General features: G+C 57.2%; 23 protein-coding genes and 1 tRNA gene. 11 read left to right on the forward strand and 13 right to left on the reverse strand.

Annotated features, from left to right (window positions below):
* Positions 1-44: 44 nt before the first annotated feature.
* From QRN31_RS17705 to QRN31_RS17715, 3 genes are read left to right on the forward strand one after another with little or no spacing between them, the layout of a single operon-like run.
* A complete protein-coding gene (locus QRN31_RS17705) occupies positions 45-458 on the forward strand; it encodes a GNAT family N-acetyltransferase (protein ID WP_259157498.1) in 414 nt (137 codons plus the stop codon).
* On the forward strand, positions 455-1,171 hold the full coding sequence (locus tag QRN31_RS17710; protein ID WP_208670518.1) for an AzlC family ABC transporter permease: 717 nt from the start codon (positions 455-457) through the stop codon (positions 1,169-1,171). Before QRN31_RS17705 ends, QRN31_RS17710 begins: the two co-directional genes overlap by 4 nt.
* Positions 1,150-1,467: an AzlD domain-containing protein gene (locus QRN31_RS17715; protein WP_222589356.1), complete on the forward strand. Its 318-nt coding sequence runs from the start codon at positions 1,150-1,152 to the stop codon at positions 1,465-1,467. The genes QRN31_RS17710 and QRN31_RS17715 overlap by 22 nt, the downstream gene beginning before the upstream one ends.
* On the opposite strand, the gene QRN31_RS17720 is transcribed toward QRN31_RS17715, so the two are convergent.
* Positions 1,384-2,310 (reverse strand): LysR family transcriptional regulator, encoded by a 927-nt coding sequence (locus QRN31_RS17720; RefSeq protein ID WP_090176870.1) that lies wholly within the window; start codon positions 2,308-2,310, stop codon positions 1,384-1,386. The two genes, QRN31_RS17715 and QRN31_RS17720, sit on opposite strands and share 84 nt — an antisense overlap.
* 458 nt (positions 2,311-2,768) lie before the next feature.
* On the opposite strand from QRN31_RS17720, the gene QRN31_RS17725 reads away from it, so the two are divergent.
* Positions 2,769-3,077, forward strand: coding sequence for a type II toxin-antitoxin system RelB/DinJ family antitoxin (locus QRN31_RS17725; RefSeq protein WP_285433442.1), 309 nt, complete (start codon positions 2,769-2,771; stop codon positions 3,075-3,077).
* A gap of 139 nt (positions 3,078-3,216) precedes the next feature.
* Here QRN31_RS17725 and QRN31_RS17730 read toward each other — a convergent pair whose 3' ends face one another.
* Positions 3,217-4,365, reverse strand: a complete 1,149-nt coding sequence (locus tag QRN31_RS17730) for an AAA family ATPase (protein ID WP_285433444.1) — start codon at positions 4,363-4,365, stop codon at positions 3,217-3,219.
* A gap of 354 nt (positions 4,366-4,719) precedes the next feature.
* Here QRN31_RS17730 and QRN31_RS17735 point away from each other — a divergent pair, with 354 nt between their 5' ends.
* The 4 genes from QRN31_RS17735 to QRN31_RS17750 all read left to right on the forward strand — a co-directional run bounded on the left by QRN31_RS17735 (position 4,720) and on the right by QRN31_RS17750 (position 7,261).
* Complete coding sequence (locus tag QRN31_RS17735) at positions 4,720-4,941, forward strand: tautomerase family protein (protein ID WP_027922199.1); 222 nt, start codon at positions 4,720-4,722, stop codon at positions 4,939-4,941.
* Entirely contained in the window at positions 4,938-5,594 is a 657-nt protein-coding gene (locus QRN31_RS17740) for a DsbA family oxidoreductase (protein WP_285433446.1), read from the forward strand. The genes QRN31_RS17735 and QRN31_RS17740 overlap by 4 nt, the downstream gene beginning before the upstream one ends.
* Positions 5,595-5,640: 46 nt before the next feature.
* The gene (locus QRN31_RS17745; RefSeq protein WP_285433448.1) at positions 5,641-6,351 is read left to right on the forward strand and encodes an SDR family NAD(P)-dependent oxidoreductase; all 711 of its coding nucleotides are present in this window, start codon (positions 5,641-5,643) and stop codon (positions 6,349-6,351) included.
* 67 nt (positions 6,352-6,418) lie between these two features.
* A complete protein-coding gene (locus QRN31_RS17750; RefSeq protein WP_285433450.1) occupies positions 6,419-7,261 on the forward strand; it encodes an oxidoreductase in 843 nt (280 codons plus the stop codon).
* Between the two features lie 328 nt (positions 7,262-7,589).
* On the opposite strand, the gene QRN31_RS17755 is transcribed toward QRN31_RS17750, so the two are convergent.
* The 7 genes from QRN31_RS17755 to QRN31_RS17785 all read right to left on the reverse strand — a co-directional run bounded on the left by QRN31_RS17755 (position 7,590) and on the right by QRN31_RS17785 (position 13,116).
* A tRNA-Thr gene (locus QRN31_RS17755) sits at positions 7,590-7,665 on the reverse strand.
* A 78-nt stretch (positions 7,666-7,743) separates the two neighbouring features.
* Positions 7,744-8,568 (reverse strand): FkbM family methyltransferase, encoded by an 825-nt coding sequence (locus QRN31_RS17760; RefSeq protein ID WP_285433452.1) that lies wholly within the window; start codon positions 8,566-8,568, stop codon positions 7,744-7,746.
* A 344-nt stretch (positions 8,569-8,912) separates the two neighbouring features.
* Complete coding sequence (locus QRN31_RS17765) at positions 8,913-10,142, reverse strand: methyltransferase (RefSeq protein WP_285433453.1); 1,230 nt, start codon at positions 10,140-10,142, stop codon at positions 8,913-8,915.
* A complete protein-coding gene (locus QRN31_RS17770; RefSeq protein WP_208670505.1) occupies positions 10,123-10,812 on the reverse strand; it encodes an ABC transporter permease in 690 nt (229 codons plus the stop codon). Before QRN31_RS17770 ends, QRN31_RS17765 begins: the two co-directional genes overlap by 20 nt.
* Positions 10,809-11,504, reverse strand: a complete 696-nt coding sequence (locus QRN31_RS17775) for an ABC transporter permease (protein ID WP_090176818.1) — start codon at positions 11,502-11,504, stop codon at positions 10,809-10,811. The genes QRN31_RS17770 and QRN31_RS17775 overlap by 4 nt, the downstream gene beginning before the upstream one ends.
* Before the next feature lie 78 nt (positions 11,505-11,582).
* Positions 11,583-12,329, reverse strand: coding sequence for an ABC transporter substrate-binding protein (locus tag QRN31_RS17780; RefSeq protein WP_222589371.1), 747 nt, complete (start codon positions 12,327-12,329; stop codon positions 11,583-11,585).
* 13 nt (positions 12,330-12,342) lie between these two features.
* Positions 12,343-13,116: an ABC transporter ATP-binding protein gene (locus QRN31_RS17785; RefSeq protein WP_027922189.1), complete on the reverse strand. Its 774-nt coding sequence runs from the start codon at positions 13,114-13,116 to the stop codon at positions 12,343-12,345.
* A gap of 563 nt (positions 13,117-13,679) precedes the next feature.
* On the opposite strand from QRN31_RS17785, the gene gabP reads away from it, so the two are divergent.
* Together gabP and QRN31_RS17795 are read left to right on the forward strand one after the other, a co-directional pair.
* Positions 13,680-15,071 (forward strand): GABA permease, encoded by a 1,392-nt coding sequence (gene gabP / locus QRN31_RS17790; protein ID WP_285433455.1) that lies wholly within the window; start codon positions 13,680-13,682, stop codon positions 15,069-15,071.
* A 360-nt stretch (positions 15,072-15,431) separates the two neighbouring features.
* Entirely contained in the window at positions 15,432-15,758 is a 327-nt protein-coding gene (locus tag QRN31_RS17795; protein WP_285433457.1) for a hypothetical protein, read from the forward strand.
* 79 nt (positions 15,759-15,837) lie between these two features.
* On the opposite strand, the gene QRN31_RS17800 is transcribed toward QRN31_RS17795, so the two are convergent.
* From QRN31_RS17800 to QRN31_RS17815, 4 genes are all read right to left on the reverse strand, one after another.
* Positions 15,838-16,290: a hypothetical protein gene (locus tag QRN31_RS17800; protein WP_090176806.1), complete on the reverse strand. Its 453-nt coding sequence runs from the start codon at positions 16,288-16,290 to the stop codon at positions 15,838-15,840.
* A 6-nt stretch (positions 16,291-16,296) separates the two neighbouring features.
* Positions 16,297-16,713: a hypothetical protein gene (locus QRN31_RS17805; protein ID WP_222589373.1), complete on the reverse strand. Its 417-nt coding sequence runs from the start codon at positions 16,711-16,713 to the stop codon at positions 16,297-16,299.
* A gap of 37 nt (positions 16,714-16,750) precedes the next feature.
* Complete coding sequence (locus QRN31_RS17810) at positions 16,751-17,725, reverse strand: alpha/beta hydrolase family protein (protein WP_285433458.1); 975 nt, start codon at positions 17,723-17,725, stop codon at positions 16,751-16,753.
* Positions 17,726-17,794: 69 nt separating this feature from the next.
* Entirely contained in the window at positions 17,795-18,853 is a 1,059-nt protein-coding gene (locus QRN31_RS17815; RefSeq protein ID WP_285433460.1) for a PDDEXK nuclease domain-containing protein, read from the reverse strand.
* 262 nt (positions 18,854-19,115) lie between these two features.
* Between QRN31_RS17815 and QRN31_RS17820 the strand changes: the two genes are divergently transcribed.
* Complete coding sequence (locus tag QRN31_RS17820; RefSeq protein ID WP_285433461.1) at positions 19,116-19,565, forward strand: carboxypeptidase regulatory-like domain-containing protein; 450 nt, start codon at positions 19,116-19,118, stop codon at positions 19,563-19,565.
* Positions 19,566-19,607: the final 42 nt, after the last annotated feature.

Consider the following 19,607-nt stretch of genomic DNA (forward strand, 5'->3'; position numbering starts at 1 on the left):
AGTACAACACCGTGACCAGCCTCGCCGAGTGCCCTGCACCGGTGATGCTGCGGCGCACCACGGCAAAGGATGCACAGCGCCTGGAACGCTTCTTTCGGCAATTCGAAGAAGTCTCTTTCTGTGAATGGCAGGACGCCAAATGCCTGCGCGGTGTGCTGGTGCAGAAGACCACCACCGCGTTTATCGCATTGGATGTCAGTGGCGAAATCGTCGGCGCGGTGCTGGGCGGAATGCTCGGCAGTCGGGGCACGATCAACCACTTGGCAGTGAGCCCGGAGTATCGCAGCCAGGGCGTCGGCCAGCGACTGGTCGAAGCCGCTTCGGCCGACATGAAACGCGTGGGCGTGCTGCGCATGTTCCTGTTTGTCGACGATGCTAACCTTGCCGGCCAACGCTTTTGGAGTGCCCAGGGTTTTTGCGAACCGCGCGGCGAAAGAACATTTGAGAGGGACCTATGAATGAGACGTCCAGCAGCCCGCCGCTGATGGTCGAGCCGCACGCTTCGCGCACCTTCGCCGAAGCAAGCCCTGTGGTTGCGGGTTACTTCACGGTGTCGTTTGTCTTCGGTTTGATGGCGGTGAATGCCGGGTTGCCCGTATGGCTGCCCGTTGCCATGTGCCTGTTTGTCTATGCCGGCGCTTCGCAGTTTGCCGCCCTGGCGTTGATTTCCAGCGGCGCTTCGCTGACCACCATCATCCTCACCACGTTTCTGATCAACGCGCGGCACATGCTGATGTCGGTCTACATGGCCAAGGCGTTGCAGGCGATGGGGCTCAGCCGGCTTGAGCGCTGGTGTTACGCGGGCGGGCTGACCGATGAATCGTTCGCTTTCCACAGCGTCAAACTGGGCAAGGGCTCGCCGGTCAACGTGCGTTACCTGATCGGTTTCAATCTGTATTGCCACACCTCGTGGGTGCTCGGCGGTTTGCTGGGGGCGATTTGCGCACAGTACGCGGCGCACTTGATCAAATATCAGCTCGACTACGCGCTGACCGCGATGATGCTCTACGTGCTGGTGTCGCTGTGCAACACGCGCAACAAACTCATCGCCGCACTGGCCGCTGTCGCCTGCATGGGCGCGCTGAGCCTGGTCGGCAGTTCGCCGTTTAACGTGTTTACCGCCACTTTCGTCGGCTGTGGAGTGGGCGTATGCCTGACCAAACGTTCCTGATTCTGGTCGTCGCGCTGATGATGGCGGTGACCTTCTTGCCACGCGCATTGCCGCTGCAAGTGAACACCGATCATTGGCCGCCCTTCGTCGCCCGGGCGCTGGAATACCTGCCGGTGGCGATCGTCGCTGCAATCAGCGTTACGCCGTTGTTGATCAAGGATCAGCACGTGCAGCTCGATCGCCCGGAATTTTATGCCGCGATTCCGACGTTGTTATGTGCGTATTTCAGCAAAAACCTCTTTCTCTCCGTTGCGCTGGGAACGGCTGCGTACATTGCGCTCGGCTCGTTCATGTAGCGGCAGGTCGACCACATCGTGCAAGGCCTGGCCCGACAACTCAGGGTTATTGATCGCCAGCCGTACTTCGAGGGCATCCTCGAAACCGGGGAAAATGGTCAAGCCGTTACGTTGGGCCGCATCACGCGAGACCATGCCGAGGCCATCCATTTGCGTAATCAACGACAGTGTCAGGGTTTCGCTGCAGGAATAGACCATCCGCTTGCCCGACTCGTAATTGCCAAGACCGGCGTCGAGAAAGCGCAAGAAGCTGTGGGAATACGGACAATCATCCGCCGGACGCACCTGAAACTTGTTGCCAAGCAACACCAGCGGGTCATTTTCCTGACCGCAATGTGCACCGACCACCTGCACCTGGACCTCGGGCAGGATAATGCTCGGCAACCCCGGCTGCTGCGGGCCGATCAACACGGCCAGGTCGAAGTCTTCGTTCTTCAGCTTGCTGAGGTTTTCCATCGACTCGGCGTAGCTGAATTCCAGCTGATAGTCGGGGAACACCTCAATCAGGCGGCCGATCATGCGTCGATTGAAGTCTCCCGACAGCGTGGTGTTCAGCGCCACCTTGAGCGTGCGCTGCCCGGGCACCTTCAATGCCGCCACTTTTTCCTCAAGTTGCCGCGTGGCAACCAACACCTTGTCCATATAAGGCGTGAGTTCCGTGCCTTGCGTGGTCAAGGTCAATCCCTTGTTGGAGCGACGAAATAACCTGAAACCAAACTGTTCTTCGACCTTGTTCAACTGCGCAGCCAATGCCTGCACGGTTAAACACGAATGCTCTGCTGCCGCCGACAAGGAGCCGGTTTGAACAATGCGCATAAGGTTGCGTAGGGTTCTGCTATCCATTGGGTAATGCCCTCTAATGTGGGCTGGCTATTGTTGAGTACCTGGCCGCCGGTTGGGCGATACGTGCTGGCTATAATCCTGCACATGAACACGCTTGTCCCGAGTTTAGTAGCGAAATGATGCTGCGTCCGATGGCTGGAGGCTTACATAGAGTCGAGGTTTTTCGGGAAGGGTGGGTGATCAGGGTCAAAAAAATGCTCAGGCCGAGAGGCTTGGGCATTTTTTTTGGGTTTGAAACTCACAGCGCTGGGGATTATTTCCTGCGTTGTCTTCGGACGTATCTCTAAAAAAATGGGGATCGAGCTGATAGTTAGCGTCTGCGGAAACAGCTGAAATGGCACATGACAATCCAGTCTATGACTCCGCTTATCAACTCGACATTGACCGAAAACGGTACGCTCGACCACAATGCAGAGGTAGCGCCAATGTAGCTACAAAATAACGGTGAGGACGTTTTTATGGGTGTATTGCTGAAAACCACTGATGTGCGTTGCCGCATTGATGAGGATTTGAAGATGCGTGCAACTGAAGTCTTGAGCGCGTGCGGCCTGAGCATCAGTGATGCCATGCGTCTATTTCTCCGTCAGGTTGTTGCGACTCAGGGGCTCCCTTTTGAGGTACGCGTCCCGTCGGAGAAGACAGCCCGCGCCATGATGGAAGCACGAAATATTCGCCAGCAGTTCGATTCGATAGACGAAATGCTGAGGGATGCTGATGGCGAAACCGGCGAACAAGCAAAAGCGCGCACGACTGGAAGACAGCGATGAATCAGTTTGCGATTCTTTATGGAGATCGATTTACCAGGTTGAACTGGTGAAATGAGAGCTTGCCCTACGGCAGGCCGTTACCGGCCCGCACACAAAAAAACTGACACTCCCCCAATCGACGGCAACAGCTTAGAAAACACTAGCTTGCTTCAATCAACGCTCGTTCTTCCAACCAAATCTCCTGAACAAACTGGTCCGTAATTGCATAAATTCCATGCCCGCGTCGCATGATGATGTTCTCGGCGACCAGCGCAATCACCACCGGTTGAATCTCTTCAACACGTACCTCGCGCCCGACAATCTTCGAGTACTCAGCCGCAGCATCGATGGAGAAAATACCCCGGGCATCGCCTTTCGTAGACGCGATTTTGTTGAAAATAGCCTGAGCCAGGCTACCTAGCAGCTCCACTTTTTCAAGTTCGATGCTGGCCGCCGCCGAGCGTAATGTGCTGGCAATAACAGGCAGGAAAAGATCAGGATTACCTTCTTGCTGCATGAGTTGTCGCAACGCTTTGAGCATTTCCTCGGGCCGGTTTCCCAAGGTATTGAAGGCGTCAATGGCGACTTCGAGTGAAGGTAGTTTTTCTTTCTTCACCGTCGCAGCGAGTCGGTTAAGCAAGTATTCAACGTAATCCCCTTTCAGCACCGGATAGGCTGTCGATGTCGCCCCGGAAAACGCCTGGTTCCTCTTCGCCGTCAGTTCGCTGACTTGCGCCCTGTGCGATCCCGTTCCAATAAACAAAAAATAACCTGGCGTATTGGGTCTGGGATTGATCGCATCACGAGCCGCCTTGAGTGCCAGAAGCAGCTGATTACCATCGTCGGAAGAAATGGCGTGCTGTACTTCGTCGATAATCAGCACCAAGTCGGTTTTCGCTTGATCAACAACCTCTGTCAGCGCCTGAGCCAGCGTTGGCCCACCTGAGTTCCCGATGCTGTCGAGTTTGAAACCAAATTTGAATCCCGCAGCGCCTACATCAACACCGCTGACACGCTTGAGCAAGCCGGATCCTGGTGTTTGGAGCTCCTGCAGGGTTTTACGGATGGCGTCATGTACCAATGTCGCTGGATTGGCCAGCGTGTCACTCCACAGGTCGACGTAAATGACGAGAGCACCGGCTTCTTCCAGTGCAGGGATGAGGTCGCTCCTCAGGAATGTCGTTTTACCGGTCCTGCGCAGGCCGGATAAAAACAAACCTGAGCGTAAACCTTCATCGAGAACGCCCGGATTGAGGAGCTGATTCGCCATCTCTTCGGCCAGTTCAGGGCGCTGAAAAATGCTGCTCATGCAATTACCTCTTTTTATGGATACGCCATAATTATTGGCCAGCCATAATTTAGCATAAAGACTGGGAGCTGGCCTGAGGGCGCTCCAATCGCCATTTTCAGAGCGAAAAGGAAGTTTTACCTACATGCTGCGGGTAGCGACATAACATCAAATATGTGTCGCAGAAATTGAAAAATAGCTAAACGTTCGAGCCAAATAAATTGTTGTCGGGTACAAAAAATACGCGTCTAGCTCATTACACCAAGTAACTAATGATGTTCCCGCCCCCACCTTTATCCCCTCCACCCAACTCCATACATTGAGCTCCAACGCCGACCCATTCATTCCGAAGGGAAGGTCAATTGGAGATTCCTCATGCCTTTCGTAAGCGTACGCATCACTCGCGATGGCGTTACCTCTGAGCAGAAAGCTCAGGTGATCGCCGAAATCACTGAAACCCTGGAACGCGTCCTGAAGAAGGATCCGCACCTGACCCACATCGTGATCGAAGAAGTCGACACCGATAACTGGGGCTATGCCGGCATCACCACCACCAAGTATCGAAAGCAGCTGGCTGAGGCGGAGGGCAAGTCATGACCGCGACCGTCTCAATCGATTTCATCTCCGACGTGGTGTGCCCGTGGTGCGCGTTGGGCGCGACGGCGCTGGAGCAAGCGATCGAGAACGTGGCCGGTGAGATTTCGGTGGAACTGACCTACAAGCCTTTCGAGTTGAACCCGGACATGCCGGTGGTCGGTGAGAAAGCGGTCGAGCATTTGATGCGCAAATATGGACGCACCGCCGCAGACGTCGCCGCCGGCAAAACGATGCAGATCGAACGTGGCGCGGCCATCGGCTTCAAGTTCGATCTGGAGAAGCGTACCCACTTCTACAACACGTTCGATGCGCATCGACTGCTGTTGTGGGCGTTGCAGGAAGGGCGGCAGGTCGCGCTCAAGAAAATCCTGCTCCGCGCTTACTTCACCGACGGCCAGAACCCGAGCGATCGCGAGACGCTGGTTCGTCTGGCGGCTGAAGCGGGATTGGATGCGACGACCGCACAAGAGGTGTTGGCGTCCGGCGCGTTCGCCAAAGAAGTGCGTGAACTTGAAGCGTTTTACCGCCAGCGCGGCATCAATTCGGTCCCGGCCATGGTGCTGAACGGCCGTCACCTGGTGTCCGGTTCGCAGTCGGTCGAGTACTACGAACAGATGTTGAGACAAATGGCCAAGGCCCCCGCCGAAGCCTGATTTTTACTTACTTTTTCAAACCATTATTAATTAGTAGAGGTTCATCATGAGCAATTCGAAAAAAGTCATCGTTATCACTGGCGCATCCCAAGGCCTCGGCGCCGGTATGGTCAAAGCCTTCCGCGAACTGGATTACAAAGTCGTCGCCACTTCGCGCTCGATCAAACCGTCCACCGACCCGGACATCCTCACCGTGGCGGGCGACATCGGCAACCCGGAAGTCGCACAACAAGTCATCCGTGAAGCCATCGCACGTTTTGGCCGCATCGACACGCTGGTCAACAACGCCGGTATCTTCATCGCCAAACCGTTCACCGCGTACACTGCCGAAGACTACGCCAACGTGCTGTCGGTGAACCTGAACGGCTTTTTCTACATCACCCAACTCGCGATCAACGAGATGGAAAAACAAGGCAAAGGGCACGTCGTTAACATCACCACCAGCCTGACAGACCACGCAATTGACGGTGTGCCGTCGGTACTGGCCTCGCTGACCAAAGGTGGTTTGAACGCAGCGACCAAATCCCTGGCGATTGAGTACGCCAAGCGCGGGATTCGGGTGAACGCGGTTTCCCCTGGCATCATCAAGACCCCGATGCACGGCGAAGAAACCCATGCAGCGCTGGGCAGTCTGCACCCGGTCGGCCACATGGGCGAAATCAACGACATCGCTCAGGCGGTTGTGTATCTGGACAACGCCAACTTCGTCACCGGCGAAATCCTGCACGTCGATGGCGGCCAGAGCGCTGGTCACTAAGACCAGAGTTAGCTTGTCCACAGCGCCGTCGATCACTATCGACGGCGTTTTTATTGGAGAACGCAGCATGAACACCCACGTTCACAAGGTTTTCCTGATCACCGGAGTCAGTTCAGGTTTCGGCCTGGCCTTTTCCCAAGCAGCGCTGGCGGCGGGGCACACGGTGGTTGGCACGGTGCGGCGCGAATCCGAACGTGCCGCATTCGAAGCGCTGGACGCCCGTCGGGCTAAAGCGTTCGTGCTCGACGTCACCGATTTCCCGGCAATCGAACCGCTGGTGGCTGACATCCTGCGCGAAGTGGGGCAGATCGACGTGCTGGTGAACAACGCTGGCTATGGTCACGAAGGCATTCTCGAGGAATCGCCACTGGCCGAAATGCAGCGCCAGTTCGACGTCAACGTGTTTGGCGCAGTGGCAATGATCAAAGCAGTCCTACCCGGCATGCGTGAACGGCGCAGCGGGCATATCGTCAACATCACCTCCATGGCCGGTTTCATCACCTTACCGGGCATCGCTTACTACAGCGGCAGCAAATTCGCCCTGGAAGGCATCAGCGAAGCGCTGGCCCAAGAAGTCGAAAGCCTGGGCATCCACGTGACCGCCGTGGCACCTGGCTCATTTCGTACCGAATGGGCGGGGCGCTCGATGATCCGATCCGGCCGCACCTTGGGTGACTATGATGCGGTGTTCGATCCAGTGCGCAAGTATCGGGAAGAGAAGAGTGGCAGGCAGGCTGGAGATCCGCAGAAGGCTGCGCAGGCGTTGCTGACTTTGGTTGCTGCTGAAAAGCCGCCGGTTCATTTGTTGCTGGGGGAGGATGCGGTGAGGTTGGTGCGGGGAAAGATTGCGTGGTTGCGGGGGGAGATTGATGCTTGGGAGGGGCTTTCGGTTTCTATGGGGTTTGATTGATTGGTGCCTGCTTTATAAAAATCAAAACACCGGAAACAACAAAGCCCTCGTATTTTTACGAGGGCTTTTTTTTTGAGTCGAAAAAAACCCGCACGATTTGAGCTTGCTGACAGGGTCAGCCTAGGCTTGGCGGGTATGTTGGTGTGCATTATAGGTATGTCAGGAACACCAGCAACGTCGTGCTGATGTGAAATTGTAACGAGCGACGGGAGGGGGCAATACTGGCTGAAGAATGGCGGTCAGGGCTCTAATCAGGCAGACGCGGCGATAATTTCCAATCTCCAAAAACAACAAAGCCCCTGCATTTCTGCAGGGGCTTTGTTTTGTATGGTGCCGGCACCAGGAGTCGAACCCGGGACCTACTGATTACAAGTCAGTTGCTCTACCAACTGAGCTATACCGGCGTGTTAGGGCGACGATTATAGCGATTGGATTGGTTCTGTAAACCCCTGAATTCAGACTATTTTTACGCAGCCTTCAAGTCAGGCGCCAAGCAGGGTTTTCTTGAGTTTCTGAATGGCTTTCCAGGCTCGGCTATTTTGCATCGCGCGCAGCTGTGCTTCGGCCTGTTCGGCGCGTTGCAGGGCGGCGGCGAGCTGGTGTTCGGCGTCGCTGACGGGGTGGCTGAAGTTGTGGCCTTTGCAGAACTGGAACTCGTCCAGGTTGCACGGCGGGATGTCGAAGGCGGGTTTGAGGTTCAGGTGTTCTTCGGCGAGGTAGTAGGTGTTGATGCCGTCGAACAGGATGGAGTGGTAGCCGGCGCCGGTGACGAGGGTTTCCCAGGTCTGGTCGCGGTCCCATGGGGTTTCGATGAGGATGACCCACGGCCGCCACTGGGTGAAGTCCATGCCGCGCAGGACGGTTTCTTCGTGGCCTTCGACGTCGATTTTCAGAAAATGTATCGGGCGGCCTTGGGCGTGTTCTTCGCAGATGGAGGTCAGGGTGCGGGACTGGACGGTCTGGCTGCGCACGTCCATGCCGGCGTCTTTGTGCATTTGCGCAATGGTCGGGTCGAGCGTTGAGAGGCCGGTGCCGGCGATGCCGTAAAAGGTCAGGTCGTTGGCGCTTTCGCCGGCCACGCATTGCAGGTTGGTGTCTTTGGGACGTTCCTGGCGCAGGGCTTCGTAGTAATTGGGCATCGGTTCGACGTTGATGCCGGTCCAGCCACGGTCGTAGAAGGCTTTGGTCACGGAGTCGTGGGTGGGGTGGTTGGCGCCGACGTCGATATAAAAGCCGTTTTCAACGGTTTTGAGGGCGCGCCACAGGCGTATGTCTTCGAAATTCTGTGCGTAGGAAATAAACGTCACTGTCGCATCCTGTCGGTCGGATTTTCTTGTTCGTGGCCGCGCTGTCGGCGCTGTTGGCTGTTTGTATAACAAGAGTGGCGAAGCGGCGCAATTTTCCGCCAGTGGCGTCCCGGATTAGGCACTTATGTCCTTTGCATTGAACGCTTATGCACAACGGGCGCGGTGGCTTGCTGCCTTCATTACGCTTTTTGTGGAGCCGTTCTCATTTATCCGCAAATACCTGTTTTTTCGATTTTTTTAGCAATGTGTACGAAAAATGAACACTGCGTTTCAGCGCTGAAACAGGCGGTTATCTTGGATCCACGATGATTTCATCAACAGAGTTATCCACAGGCTGCGATTATTTAAGGACGTTCCGCCAGCAGCAGGAAATTGCGCGGCGTGAGCGGGGTTTCGCAGAAGGTGCCGAGGCGAACGGTGTAACCCTGGTCGCTTAGGAAAAGTGCCCGATCAAGCACCAGCCAAAGCTCCAGCGGGCGTCGGAAAAGGCCGCGCAGCAGCTCCAGATTGCGCACTTCGGCCAGGCGTTGCCAGCCTGCGGCTTCCAGTCCTGACCAATCTTGCGGGCCGATTGTGGATAACTCTTTGAGTGCGGCCAGATGATGGCAGTAATCGGCAAAGGATTTATCCAGCCAGGCGCTGGGCAGGGAAGGGGTCGGCAGATATTCGTCAATGCCGCGCAGTTGCCGTTGCAGCAGGTCGAAACCCAGGCGCCGGGCCATGGAGCTGTCGCGCTGACGTCTGACACGTGCACCAGCGGTGACGGTTTCGCTCATCGGCAGTGAGAGATCGTCGAGGGATAGTTGTAGGTCGGATCGCGAACCGACCGAGGAAAGTGGCTGGTAAGCAGCAAGACTGATCCGGTTGTAGCAGCACGGCGCGATGGCCAGTTGTTTACAGCCCGCCGCACTGGCCAGCTGGATCAACCGTACGTGCAGATCCCCACAGGCATGCAGTGCGACGGGGGTGTGATCAGCCTTCAATAAAGACGCCGCGTCTGGTGCGAGCACATCCTGTTCGACATGCAGCGCATGCAGTTGATGGCGTTGGCTGAGCGCTTCGCCGCTGGCAACCAGCGCCGGGTCGTATTCGAGGCAGGTCAGTTGTTGCCCTGTTTGCAGCAGGCGTCGGCCCAAGTGCCCCTTGCCCGAGCACCAATCCAGCCAATGCTTCGGTGGCGCGGCAAATGACAAGCGACTGGCGAAGGCTTCGATCTGCTGCCACTTACGGCCCGGCACATCGACATTCAAGCGGTGCCCGGCGGCTTCTAGTGTATGAGCGGGCAGTTCCCCCACCGAACTCAGCTCAAGCGACAGTGCCGCCAATGTTGCAAACGGCTGCGGCGCATCGAGCAAACACGGTTCGTTATGGCTGCTTTCCGCGTCCTCCAGCGACCGACCGCGTAGCCAAAGCGCCAACTCCGGGTAGGACGCTTCCCAAGGAAGGTGCAAATAAGTAAACGGTCGAGGTTTCCACAGCGCCTGATGCTCAATCAGAAAAGCATCCAGCGCAGCGAAACGGGCGAGTAGGGCCTCGCCCGTCAGCACGTGGGAATCAGCGCCCTTGGCAGGCATCGACGCGCAACCAGCGCTCCAGCAGCTTGAAGCCGCGCACCAGCACGTAAGCCATCAGCAGATAGAACATGCCCGCGGCGAAGAAGATCTCCACTGGCAGGTAGGTCCGGGCAATGATGGTGCGGGCCATGCCGGTGAGTTCCAGCAGGGTCACGGTGCTGGCCAGGGCGCTGGCCTTGAGCATCAGGATCACTTCGTTGCTGTAGGCCGGCAGGCCGATGCGCGCAGCACGCGGCAGGATGATGTAGAACAGTGCTTTGGCCCGGGACATGCCCAGCGCCCGCGCCGCTTCGATCTCACCCGGCGGGATCGCCTGAATCGCCCCGCGCAGGATCTCGGCGATGTACGCCGCCGTGTGCAGGGTCATGGTCGCGGTGGCGCACCAGAACGGATCGCGCAGGTACGGCCACATCGAGCTGTTACGGATCGCATCGAACTGGGCCAAGCCGTAATAGACAAGGAACAGTTGAACCAGCAACGGTGTGCCACGGAAAAAGAAGATGTAGCCGTAGGGAAATGCTCGCACCCACCACAGACGCGACGAACGTGCGATGCCCAGTGGAATTGCCAGCAGTAAGCCGGCGATCACGGCGATGGCCACCAGTTCCAAGGTCAGTGTTGCACCTTGGGCCAGTTTCGGCAGCCATTTGATGATGATTTCCCAGTTCATTGGGTGCTCCTCGCGAAGCCGCGAGCGGCGCGTTTTTCCATCAAGTGCATGCCACTCATGGCGAGCACGGTCAGGCCCAGGTACATGAACGCGGCCACCATATAGAAGGTGAACGGTTGCTTGGACACGGTCACACCGATTTGCGCGTGACGCATGATTTCTTCCAGGCCGATCACCGACACCAGCGCGGTGTCCTTCATCAGGATCATGAACAGGTTGCCGAGGCCGGGCAGGGCGATGCGCCACATCTGCGGCATGATCAGTCGAGTGAAGATGCGAAATTTCGACAGGCCCAGGGCCACGCCGGCTTCACGGTGCCCTTTGGGAATCGCCAGGATCGCGCCACGAAACACTTCCGTGGCGTACGCGCCAAAGCACAGCCCCAGCGCAATCACGCCGGCGGCGAAGGCATTCAGTTCGAGGTCGGGATTGCCGAAGAACTCGCCCAGGGCACGCATCAGGTTGACCGTGCCGAAGTAGATCAACAGCACCCAGAGCAATTCCGGGATGCCGCGAACCAATGTCGAATAAGTGCCGCCAAGCCATTGCAACGGCTTGTACGGGGAGGTCTTGGCCAAGGCGCCGAGCAGACCGAGCACCAGCCCCAGGCACAGGGCCGAGAGTGCCAGTTTCACAGTCATCAGCGCGCCAGCGGCGAGCGCCGGGCCGAATCCGTAGAGATCGATAGTCATGGATTTCTTTTCAAATCGCGGCAGGCAATGCCAGGGACTGGCGCCGTCAAGGCACGGCGCCGGTCCGGCAGGTCAGAATCAATAGATGCTGAACGGGAAGTACTTGTCGTTGATCTTCTTGTAAGTGCCGTCTTCAACGATTTCTTTCAGGGCCAGGTTCAGCTTCGTACGCAAGGTGTCGCCTTTACGTACAGCGATACCGATCTTGTCGCTTTCTTCCACCGGATCGCCCTTGAACTCATACGAACGGCCGGCGTCGCTTTTCAGCCACTCGTAGTTGACGTATTTGTCCGCCAGGATGCCGTCCAGACGACCGGAGGTCAGGTCCAGATAAGCGTTTTCCTGGGTGTCGTAGAGTTTGACTTCAACGCCGGGCATGTGGTCTTCCATCCAGGTGCCAGCGAGGGTCGCACGTTGTGCGCCGATCACTTTGCCTTGCAGGGATTCCTTGTCGGTTTTGAACTCTTTGTCTTTTGGCGCGATGAATTGCAGCTTGTTGGAGTAGTACGGGTCGGTGAAGTCCACCGCTTGCTTGCGCTCGTCGGTGATCGACATCGAGGAGATCAGGAAGTCGAACTTCTTGGCGTTCAGGGCCGGGATGATGCCGTCCCAGTCGGACGTGACCACGGTGCACTCGACTTTCATCTTGGCGCACAGGGCGTCGCCAATTTCTTTGTCGAAGCCGACGACATTGCCACTGGCATCTTTGTTGTTGAACGGCGGGTAGGCCGCTTCGATGCCCATCTTCAAGGTTTCGGCCATGGCACCGGCGCTGAAGGCCAGGGTGACGGCGGCGGCCAGGAAGACCTTTTTGTAGTTCTGCATGCGGGTAGCTCCGTTAGCGGTTGCTGGACATGAATTGTTTGCAGCGTGCCGAAAGCGGGTTATCGAACACCTGCTGTGGCGATCCTTGCTCTTCTACCAGGCCCTGGTGGAGGAACACCACCTCGCTGGAAACCTGACGGGCGAAGCCCATTTCATGGGTGACCAGCAGCATGGTGCGGCCTTCTTCGGCCAGTGCGCGGATGACATTAAGTACTTCCTGGACCATTTCCGGGTCAAGGGCGGAGGTGGGTTCGTCGAACAGGATCACCTTGGGTTGCATCGCCAGCGTGCGGGCGATGGCGGCGCGTTGCTGCTGGCCGCCGGACAGTTGCGCCGGGTAGGCATGGCGTTTGTCAGCGATGCCGACCTTGGCCAGCAAGGCTTCGGCGACTTCGATGGCTTCGGCCTTGCTTTGCCCGAGTACGCGGCGCGGCGCTTCGATGATGTTGTCGAGCACGCTCATGTGCGGCCAGAGATTGAAGTTTTGAAATACAAAACCGATCTCGCTGCGCAGGCGATTGATCTGCTTGCCGTCGGCTGCGACCAGTTCGCCATTTTTGGCGGCTTTGAGCTTGAGTTCTTCGCCGGCTACCAGGATCTGGCCCTGGTGCGGATTTTCCAGCAGGTTGATGCAACGCAGGAACGTGGACTTGCCGGAACCGGAAGAACCCAGGATCGAGATCACGTCGCCGTCGCGGGCGGTTAGCGAGATGCCTTTGAGCACCTCAAGCTGTCCGTAGCGTTTGTGCAAGTTGCGGATTTCAAGCGCGGGCGTGGCCTCAGCCATGTGCGTTCCTCATAGTGTTTCGCTCCTGCTGTTGGTGGCCTTCCTGGCGAGGCGGCCAAGCTAGCATAGCGTCTGAATGGCAGCCAACAGCGCTTCGGGCGGTAAACGGGTGGCGTATGGCAGGTTGTCGCATCGGTACAGCAGACTGTCGCGCTGCTATCAACCGAACAGCCGTTTGAACCCTGCCTGTTGATAAAAAGGGCGGGGCTGTCCCAAAAAAGGGCGCGATGTTGCCAGCTTTGGCGGGGTGTTGGAAGCGCTAACCGGCCAAACGTTCCTCCTGTGCACGTTTATTGTGCGTCAGGAGATTTTTGGGTGTGTTTCCGGTGCGCCAGCTCGCTCATTAAAGTGAGTCGCAGGGTAACGTTCTGGCAAATTGCCATTATTCTCAATGACTTGCGATGACTGTCCGGTCAAGACGAGATCACCGTGGTAGACGGTTTTGAAACATTTTGGCGCAAATATTGCGTGCAGATTTCGAAACGCCCCGTTGGTTTCTTTTTACGAGAAGGATCACCGAGCGGGATGTATGCAAATCGCTTTCCCTTACAAAGGTAGTTTCAATGAGCAGTACCCAAAGCTCTAATGGCCTCGAACAGGGGCTCAAACCGCGTCATGTGACTATGTTGTCGATCGCCGGTGTTATCGGCGCCGGCCTGTTCGTCGGCTCCGGCCACGCCATCGCCGCTGCAGGCCCAGCCGTGCTGTTGGCCTACGCTGCCGCCGGTGCCCTGGTGGTGCTGGTGATGCGCATGCTCGGCGAAATGGCCGTAGCTTCTCCGGACACCGGCTCCTTCTCGACTTACGCCGATCGCGCGATCGGTCACTGGGCCGGCTTCACCATTGGCTGGCTCTACTGGTGGTTCTGGGTCCTGGTCATCCCGCTAGAGGCCAACGCTGCCGCGACTATCCTGCATGCCTGGTTCCCCAACGTGGCCATCTGGGCGTTCACGTTGATCATCACCTTGCTGCTGACGGTGACCAACCTGTTCAGCGTGAAGAACTACGGTGAGTTCGAGTTCTGGTTCGCCCTGGTCAAAGTCATCGCGATCATCGGTTTCATCGGTCTCGGCATTATGGCGATCTTCGGTTTCCTGCCGAACAGCCAGGTCAGCGGCGTTTCGCACCTGTTCGACACTCAGGGCTTCCTGCCAAACGGCATGGGCGCGGTGTTGGGCGCGATTCTGACGACCATGTTCTCGTTCATGGGCACTGAGATTGTGACTATCGCAGCGGCCGAATCGAAGAACCCTGGCCAGCAAATCTCCAAGGCCACCAATTCGGTGATCTGGCGGATTGGCTTGTTCTACCTCGTGTCGATCTTCATCGTTGTGGCCCTGGTGCCATGGAACGACCCGATTCTGGCCAGCGTCGGTTCGTACCAGACCGTCCTTGAGCGCATGGGCATCCCGAACGCCAAGCTGATCGTCGACATCGTCGTACTCGTTGCTGTGACCAGCTGCCTGAACTCGGCGCTGTACACCGCTTCGCGCATGATGTTCTCCCTGGGCAAACGCGGTGATGCACCGGCCGTTTCCCAACGCACCAACAAGAGCGGCACGCCGTACTGGGCCGTCATGTTGTCCACCGGCGCAGCCTTCCTGGCCGTGTTTGCGAACTACGTGGCCCCGGCTGCCGTGTTCGAATTCCTGCTGGCAAGCTCCGGCGCAATCGCGTTGCTGGTGTACCTGGTGATCGCCTTCTCGCAACTGCGTATGCGCAAGCAGCGCATGGCGCGCGGCGAGAAAATCGCCTTCAGCATGTGGCTGTTCCCGGGCCTGACCTACGCGGTGATCGTGTTCATCGTTGGCGCACTGACCATCATGCTGTTCCAGGAAGCCCATCGCGTGGAAATCCTAGCGACCGGCCTGCTGAGCTTGCTGGTCGTGGCTGCGGGCTTGTTTGTCGCCCGCCGTCGTCGCAACGAGCAGTTGATTGCAGCGGTAGTTCGCTGAGTGATCTAAACGCACCCTGGTGCGGGTGAAACATCAAAAACGACCGCCTTCAGCAATGATCGCGGTCGTTTTTGCTTTCAATCAGTCGATTGATCGTCTGGCTATCTGATGGGCACGATGATGGCGAGATAGTAGCCTTCTCGTCGAATGTGTATCTCGCTGTTGCGGGATGCGATGGAGTTTCAGGACATGGATTGTTCGACACCACCAGCCTTCCCTGGCTACAGCCCTCGACCCTTCCTTGCCTGCTCTCTCATCTGACGTCAGTCACGATGCATTTGCGTGTGTTTGCCGTTTAAAGAGCTGCATGGAGCTAGCCCGGTCATTCAGCCAACCCATCGGGGCATCAAGGAGTCAGGCATGGCGTTTACATCGGTTGTATTCAAAAACCCTCAAACCGGAGCCATGAAAGAAGCGCCAATCGGCTTCTCATGGACCGTGTTTTTCTTCGGCTTTTTCCCGGCATTGTTCCGCGGTGACATCAAGTGGGCGGCGATCATGTTCGTCATTGCTTGCTTCACGTTCAGCCTCAGCAATCTCGTTTTCATGTTCATCTATAACAAGCTGTATGTGCAGGACCTGATCGCTGCAGGCTTCAAGGCTCAGTCCATCGCTAAAGGCGAACTGGGTTATGCCAGCGCCAAACTGGGTTTTGAAATCCCGCGCCTGGAAGGTGTTGCTGCCTGATTGTGGTGTTGAAAGTTACAAAAAAAACGGCCGCTGTCAGTGATGACAAACGGCCGTTTTTGTTTGCGAAGGCGAGTACTTACTCGGCCTTTTCTTCCTGCGCATCCAGCGCCTGGCGATAGCTGTCCAGCGCATCGCCGAAGTCGGTGATGAATTGTGGATCGGTCAGCCAGGCCTGTGCGGTATCGCGGTCCATGCCATCGGTCCACATGCGGTAGTCGATCAGCATGTCGGCGGCCAGGTGAGTGGCGGCCATGGCTTCGTTGTCGGCGTTTTCCATGTCCAGCAATTCTGGATGGTCGCTGATAATCCCGGCGAGGTCCGACAGCAGGATCTTCAGCATGTCGCCACGGCTGATGGCTTCCGCGTCGCGCATTTTGCTGAACATCGCCAGGGTGTATTCCGGGATCGGCTCGCCGATTTCCCCCAGGTCATCGTCCAGTGCGGCAGGTTTGCGGCCGTGGATATTGATTTGCTTGGCTTTGATCTTGGCGCGTTTGGCGCGTTTTTGCTGTTTGTTCAGGGAGGCCATGGGAACTCAGTTCGGTTTCTGTTGGGTTTGGGCTGCGATGGCGTCGGACGCCGCCACGTAGTCAGCCTGGAAGGCTGGTGATTCAATCCACGCCAGGGCGCCGGCTTCATCGACTTCGGTGGACCATTGGCGATATTCGATCAGCGCCGCGAGGATAAAGTCCATCGCGCCTTCTTCGCCTTCCTGTTCGTACACCAGTTCCAGCAGCGGGTCTTCGAGGAAGGCCACGCACATCGCTTGCTGGCTGGTTTTCTCGGCGTCGATCATTTTCTTGAACAGTTCGGTCAGGTCCACCGATTCGAAGTCGATGCGATCATCGTTCGGGTCCAGCTCGACCGGTGCGGCAGCCCGTTGGGTGCGGTTCTGCTTGGCCTTGGCTTTGGCGCGGGTGGCGCGTTTGTTCTGCTTGTTGGCGGAGGCCATGAGCGTCGTTCCGTAATTCGTTGAGTGGGCACAGGCGTCAGCTGCGTGGCACTCGCCGCCCGGGTGTGTCGGGGGCCAGTTCGCCGTTCTGCAGCCAGGACAATGCAATGGGCCATAGTGTGGCTTGGTATGCGCTGCGAAAAAAGGCGAAATGTCCGACTTCTTCTTCGCCGATGTCATGCGGCTCGATTCGCAAGTGAGTTTTTGTGCTGTGGGTGAAGTAACCGAGCAGACGCTCGATGGCCGCGATGGTGCCGTAAGGATCGTCGCTGATGCTGATGGCGAGGGTTTTTGCGCTGACCCTGGCGAACGGCAGTTGGCCGTGTGTTGCGTGGGCCAGGCGGCCGCTGGGGCGCTTCTCGTAGCGATCGGTGGGCGTGCTCCAGTCACGGACGACGCCAGCGGGTGTATCTTCCAGCCAGCCGAGGCGTTTGCCGGGGAAATAGCCGTAAATCATCGTGACGAGAGGCATTACCAGGTGCCACTTGCCGAACATTCTCCAGCGATGGGCGGGCGCATAGTCGCGCCAGTAAGCAAACTGGGCACCTACGGTGACCAAATGCCGGATTACATGTCCTGAGGCTCCCAGGCCTGCTGCGCAGCCGCCAAAGCTGTGGCCGACGACATCGATGGGTTGCCCGGGGAATTCACGCTGAGCGCGTCTGAGCATCGCTTCAAAGTCCAGCGATCCCCAGTCGGTCCATGAGGCGTCGAGTTCCTTGAGCGATGCCGGGCGTGATTCACCGATGCCTCGGTAGTCAAACGTGATCACGTCGAAGCCGTTGGCAAACAGGTAATCAGCGAAGCGCGAGTAGTGACGGCAACGCACGGAAGTGGCGGCGTTGATGATGACTACCGGGCGGGTTGTGTCCGGCAAGACGTGCTTCCAGGTAAAACCGCCAAGGATGAAACCGTCAGCGGCCGCTTCCTTGAAGGGTTCGATGGGAGTGGCCGTAGGCAATGGCGACTCGATCTGAGCGGACGGCAGTGCGGACGTGTCCTGCAGATTCATCTTTTCCGGACCTTTGCGGGTAGCTGCTAACGATAGTCTTCACGTCGCTAATGGACAATCCGCGCGTATTTATCGGAGCTTCTGATTCGACAGTCGCACCTCTAAAGCTGCCCGCTCCCGATCCATTTCCGCTCGAAGTTCCTCCTCGCTCGGCAGCACCAGTTTGTATTTGCTGGCGAACAGCTGTTCATTTCCCTCTAGCACCGAGTACCGCACCACGGAGTCGTCCTTCTGCGCACAAAGGATGATGCCGACGGTCGGGCCATCTTCCGGCCCGCGTTTGAGGTCGTCGTACATGCGCACGTACATGTCCATCTGCCCTACATCCTGGTGAGTCAGTTCGCCGCGTTTGAGATCGAAGATGACGAAGCATTTGAGCAGGTAGTTGTAGAACACCAGGTCGATGTAGAAATCTTTGCTTTCGGTGCTGATGCGTTGTTGGCGGGCAATGAAGGCAAAGCCTTTGCCCAGTTCAAGCAGGAACGCTTGAAGCTGATGGATCAGTGCTTGTTCGAGATCGGTTTCCTGGGTCAGCCCCGCATTGGGTAATCCAAGAAACTCCAGCATCACCGGATCCCTGATGAAGTCCCGAGGATGCGCGTTCATGTTCTGAAGGTTGGTTGCTGCTTCCTGTTTGACGGCGGGGCGATCACGACTTGCCAGCAGGCGTTCGTAATACAAGGTATTGATCTGGCGCTCCAGGGCGCGGCTTGACCAGTTCTGGATGGCCGATTCGTTCATGTACCAGTGGCGTGCGTGTTCGTTATCGACACGCAGTAGCCTGCGGTAGTGGGTCCAGCTCAATTCGTGACGCAGTGCGTCACACTTTGGGAATGCTTGATAGAACAGGCGCATGTAACGAAGGTTGGATGCGTCAAAGCCTTTCCCAAATTCCGCCGTCAATACTTTCGCTAACGTCGGCAGTAACTGCTTGCCGTACTCGGCCCGCCGAGCCCCCTCCTGCTCGAACTCGACAATATGCCGCCCGATCTGCCAGCAGGTGTGCACTTGAGCGGTATCGACCGCCCGCAGCACCGTAAGGCGTGCCTGGCGTATCAGTTCGCCGAGATTGCCCACCAGTGAAGTGAGTTGTGGATCTTGAGTGTTATCGGGTTTGACGAGGCTCATGGAGTCTTCCGCAGCTGGAGAGTCAGGCGAAAGAGAATGACAAGTAAGCACTCGTCGGCGATGCAGGGCGCGGATGGAAAAGCGGAAGGAAGGGGTGGATTCGTTTTGCAGGAACCAACCGACTGCAGCACGTGATTCAGGAATACAACGTGTAGTCCGATTCGCAGTGAGCCCAAGTACCAATCAATCTAAAACTTGAGCATTCAACAAGAAATCTAAATGGATTAACGATTGGGTTCCGTGGAGCCCGGGAGTCGCCATCATGAAGTCCATCCATTCCCTCATGTTGCCCATCGCCGCTGTCGGTGTGCTGATGTTTCCCTCCATGACGTGGCCCGCCAGCATCGAGCCCATCGACAGCACAGGCGTGCAAATTCAGCGGCAGGAACAGAATGGGATTGCCTATCTGTCCGGCGGTATTGGCGAGGATGAAACGAAGGCCATTCAGCAAACGACCGGCTACAACCTGCACATGACCTTTACTACTGGGTCGGAAGGCAAATATGTGCCGGATGTGGAATTGGTTATCCAGAGTACGCAAGGTCAATCAGTGCTGACACTCAGTCAGGCAGGGCCGCTGGTTTATGTCCAGTTACCTGCTGGCAAGTACACCGTGGTCGCCACCCGTCACGGTGAGACAAAGCGCGACACGACAGATGTCGGCAAGGATAACGTGCGTAATCTGGTGTTCAACTGGAAGGGTGATGAGTGACGGTGGCAGTCCGTCGGCACTGCCTCTGGCCAAGTTGATCAG

Origin of the sequence: Pseudomonas sp. fls2-241-R2A-110, from assembly GCF_030209165.1 — a bacterium.
In the GTDB taxonomy this organism is placed as follows: Bacteria; Pseudomonadota; Gammaproteobacteria; order Pseudomonadales; family Pseudomonadaceae; genus Aquipseudomonas.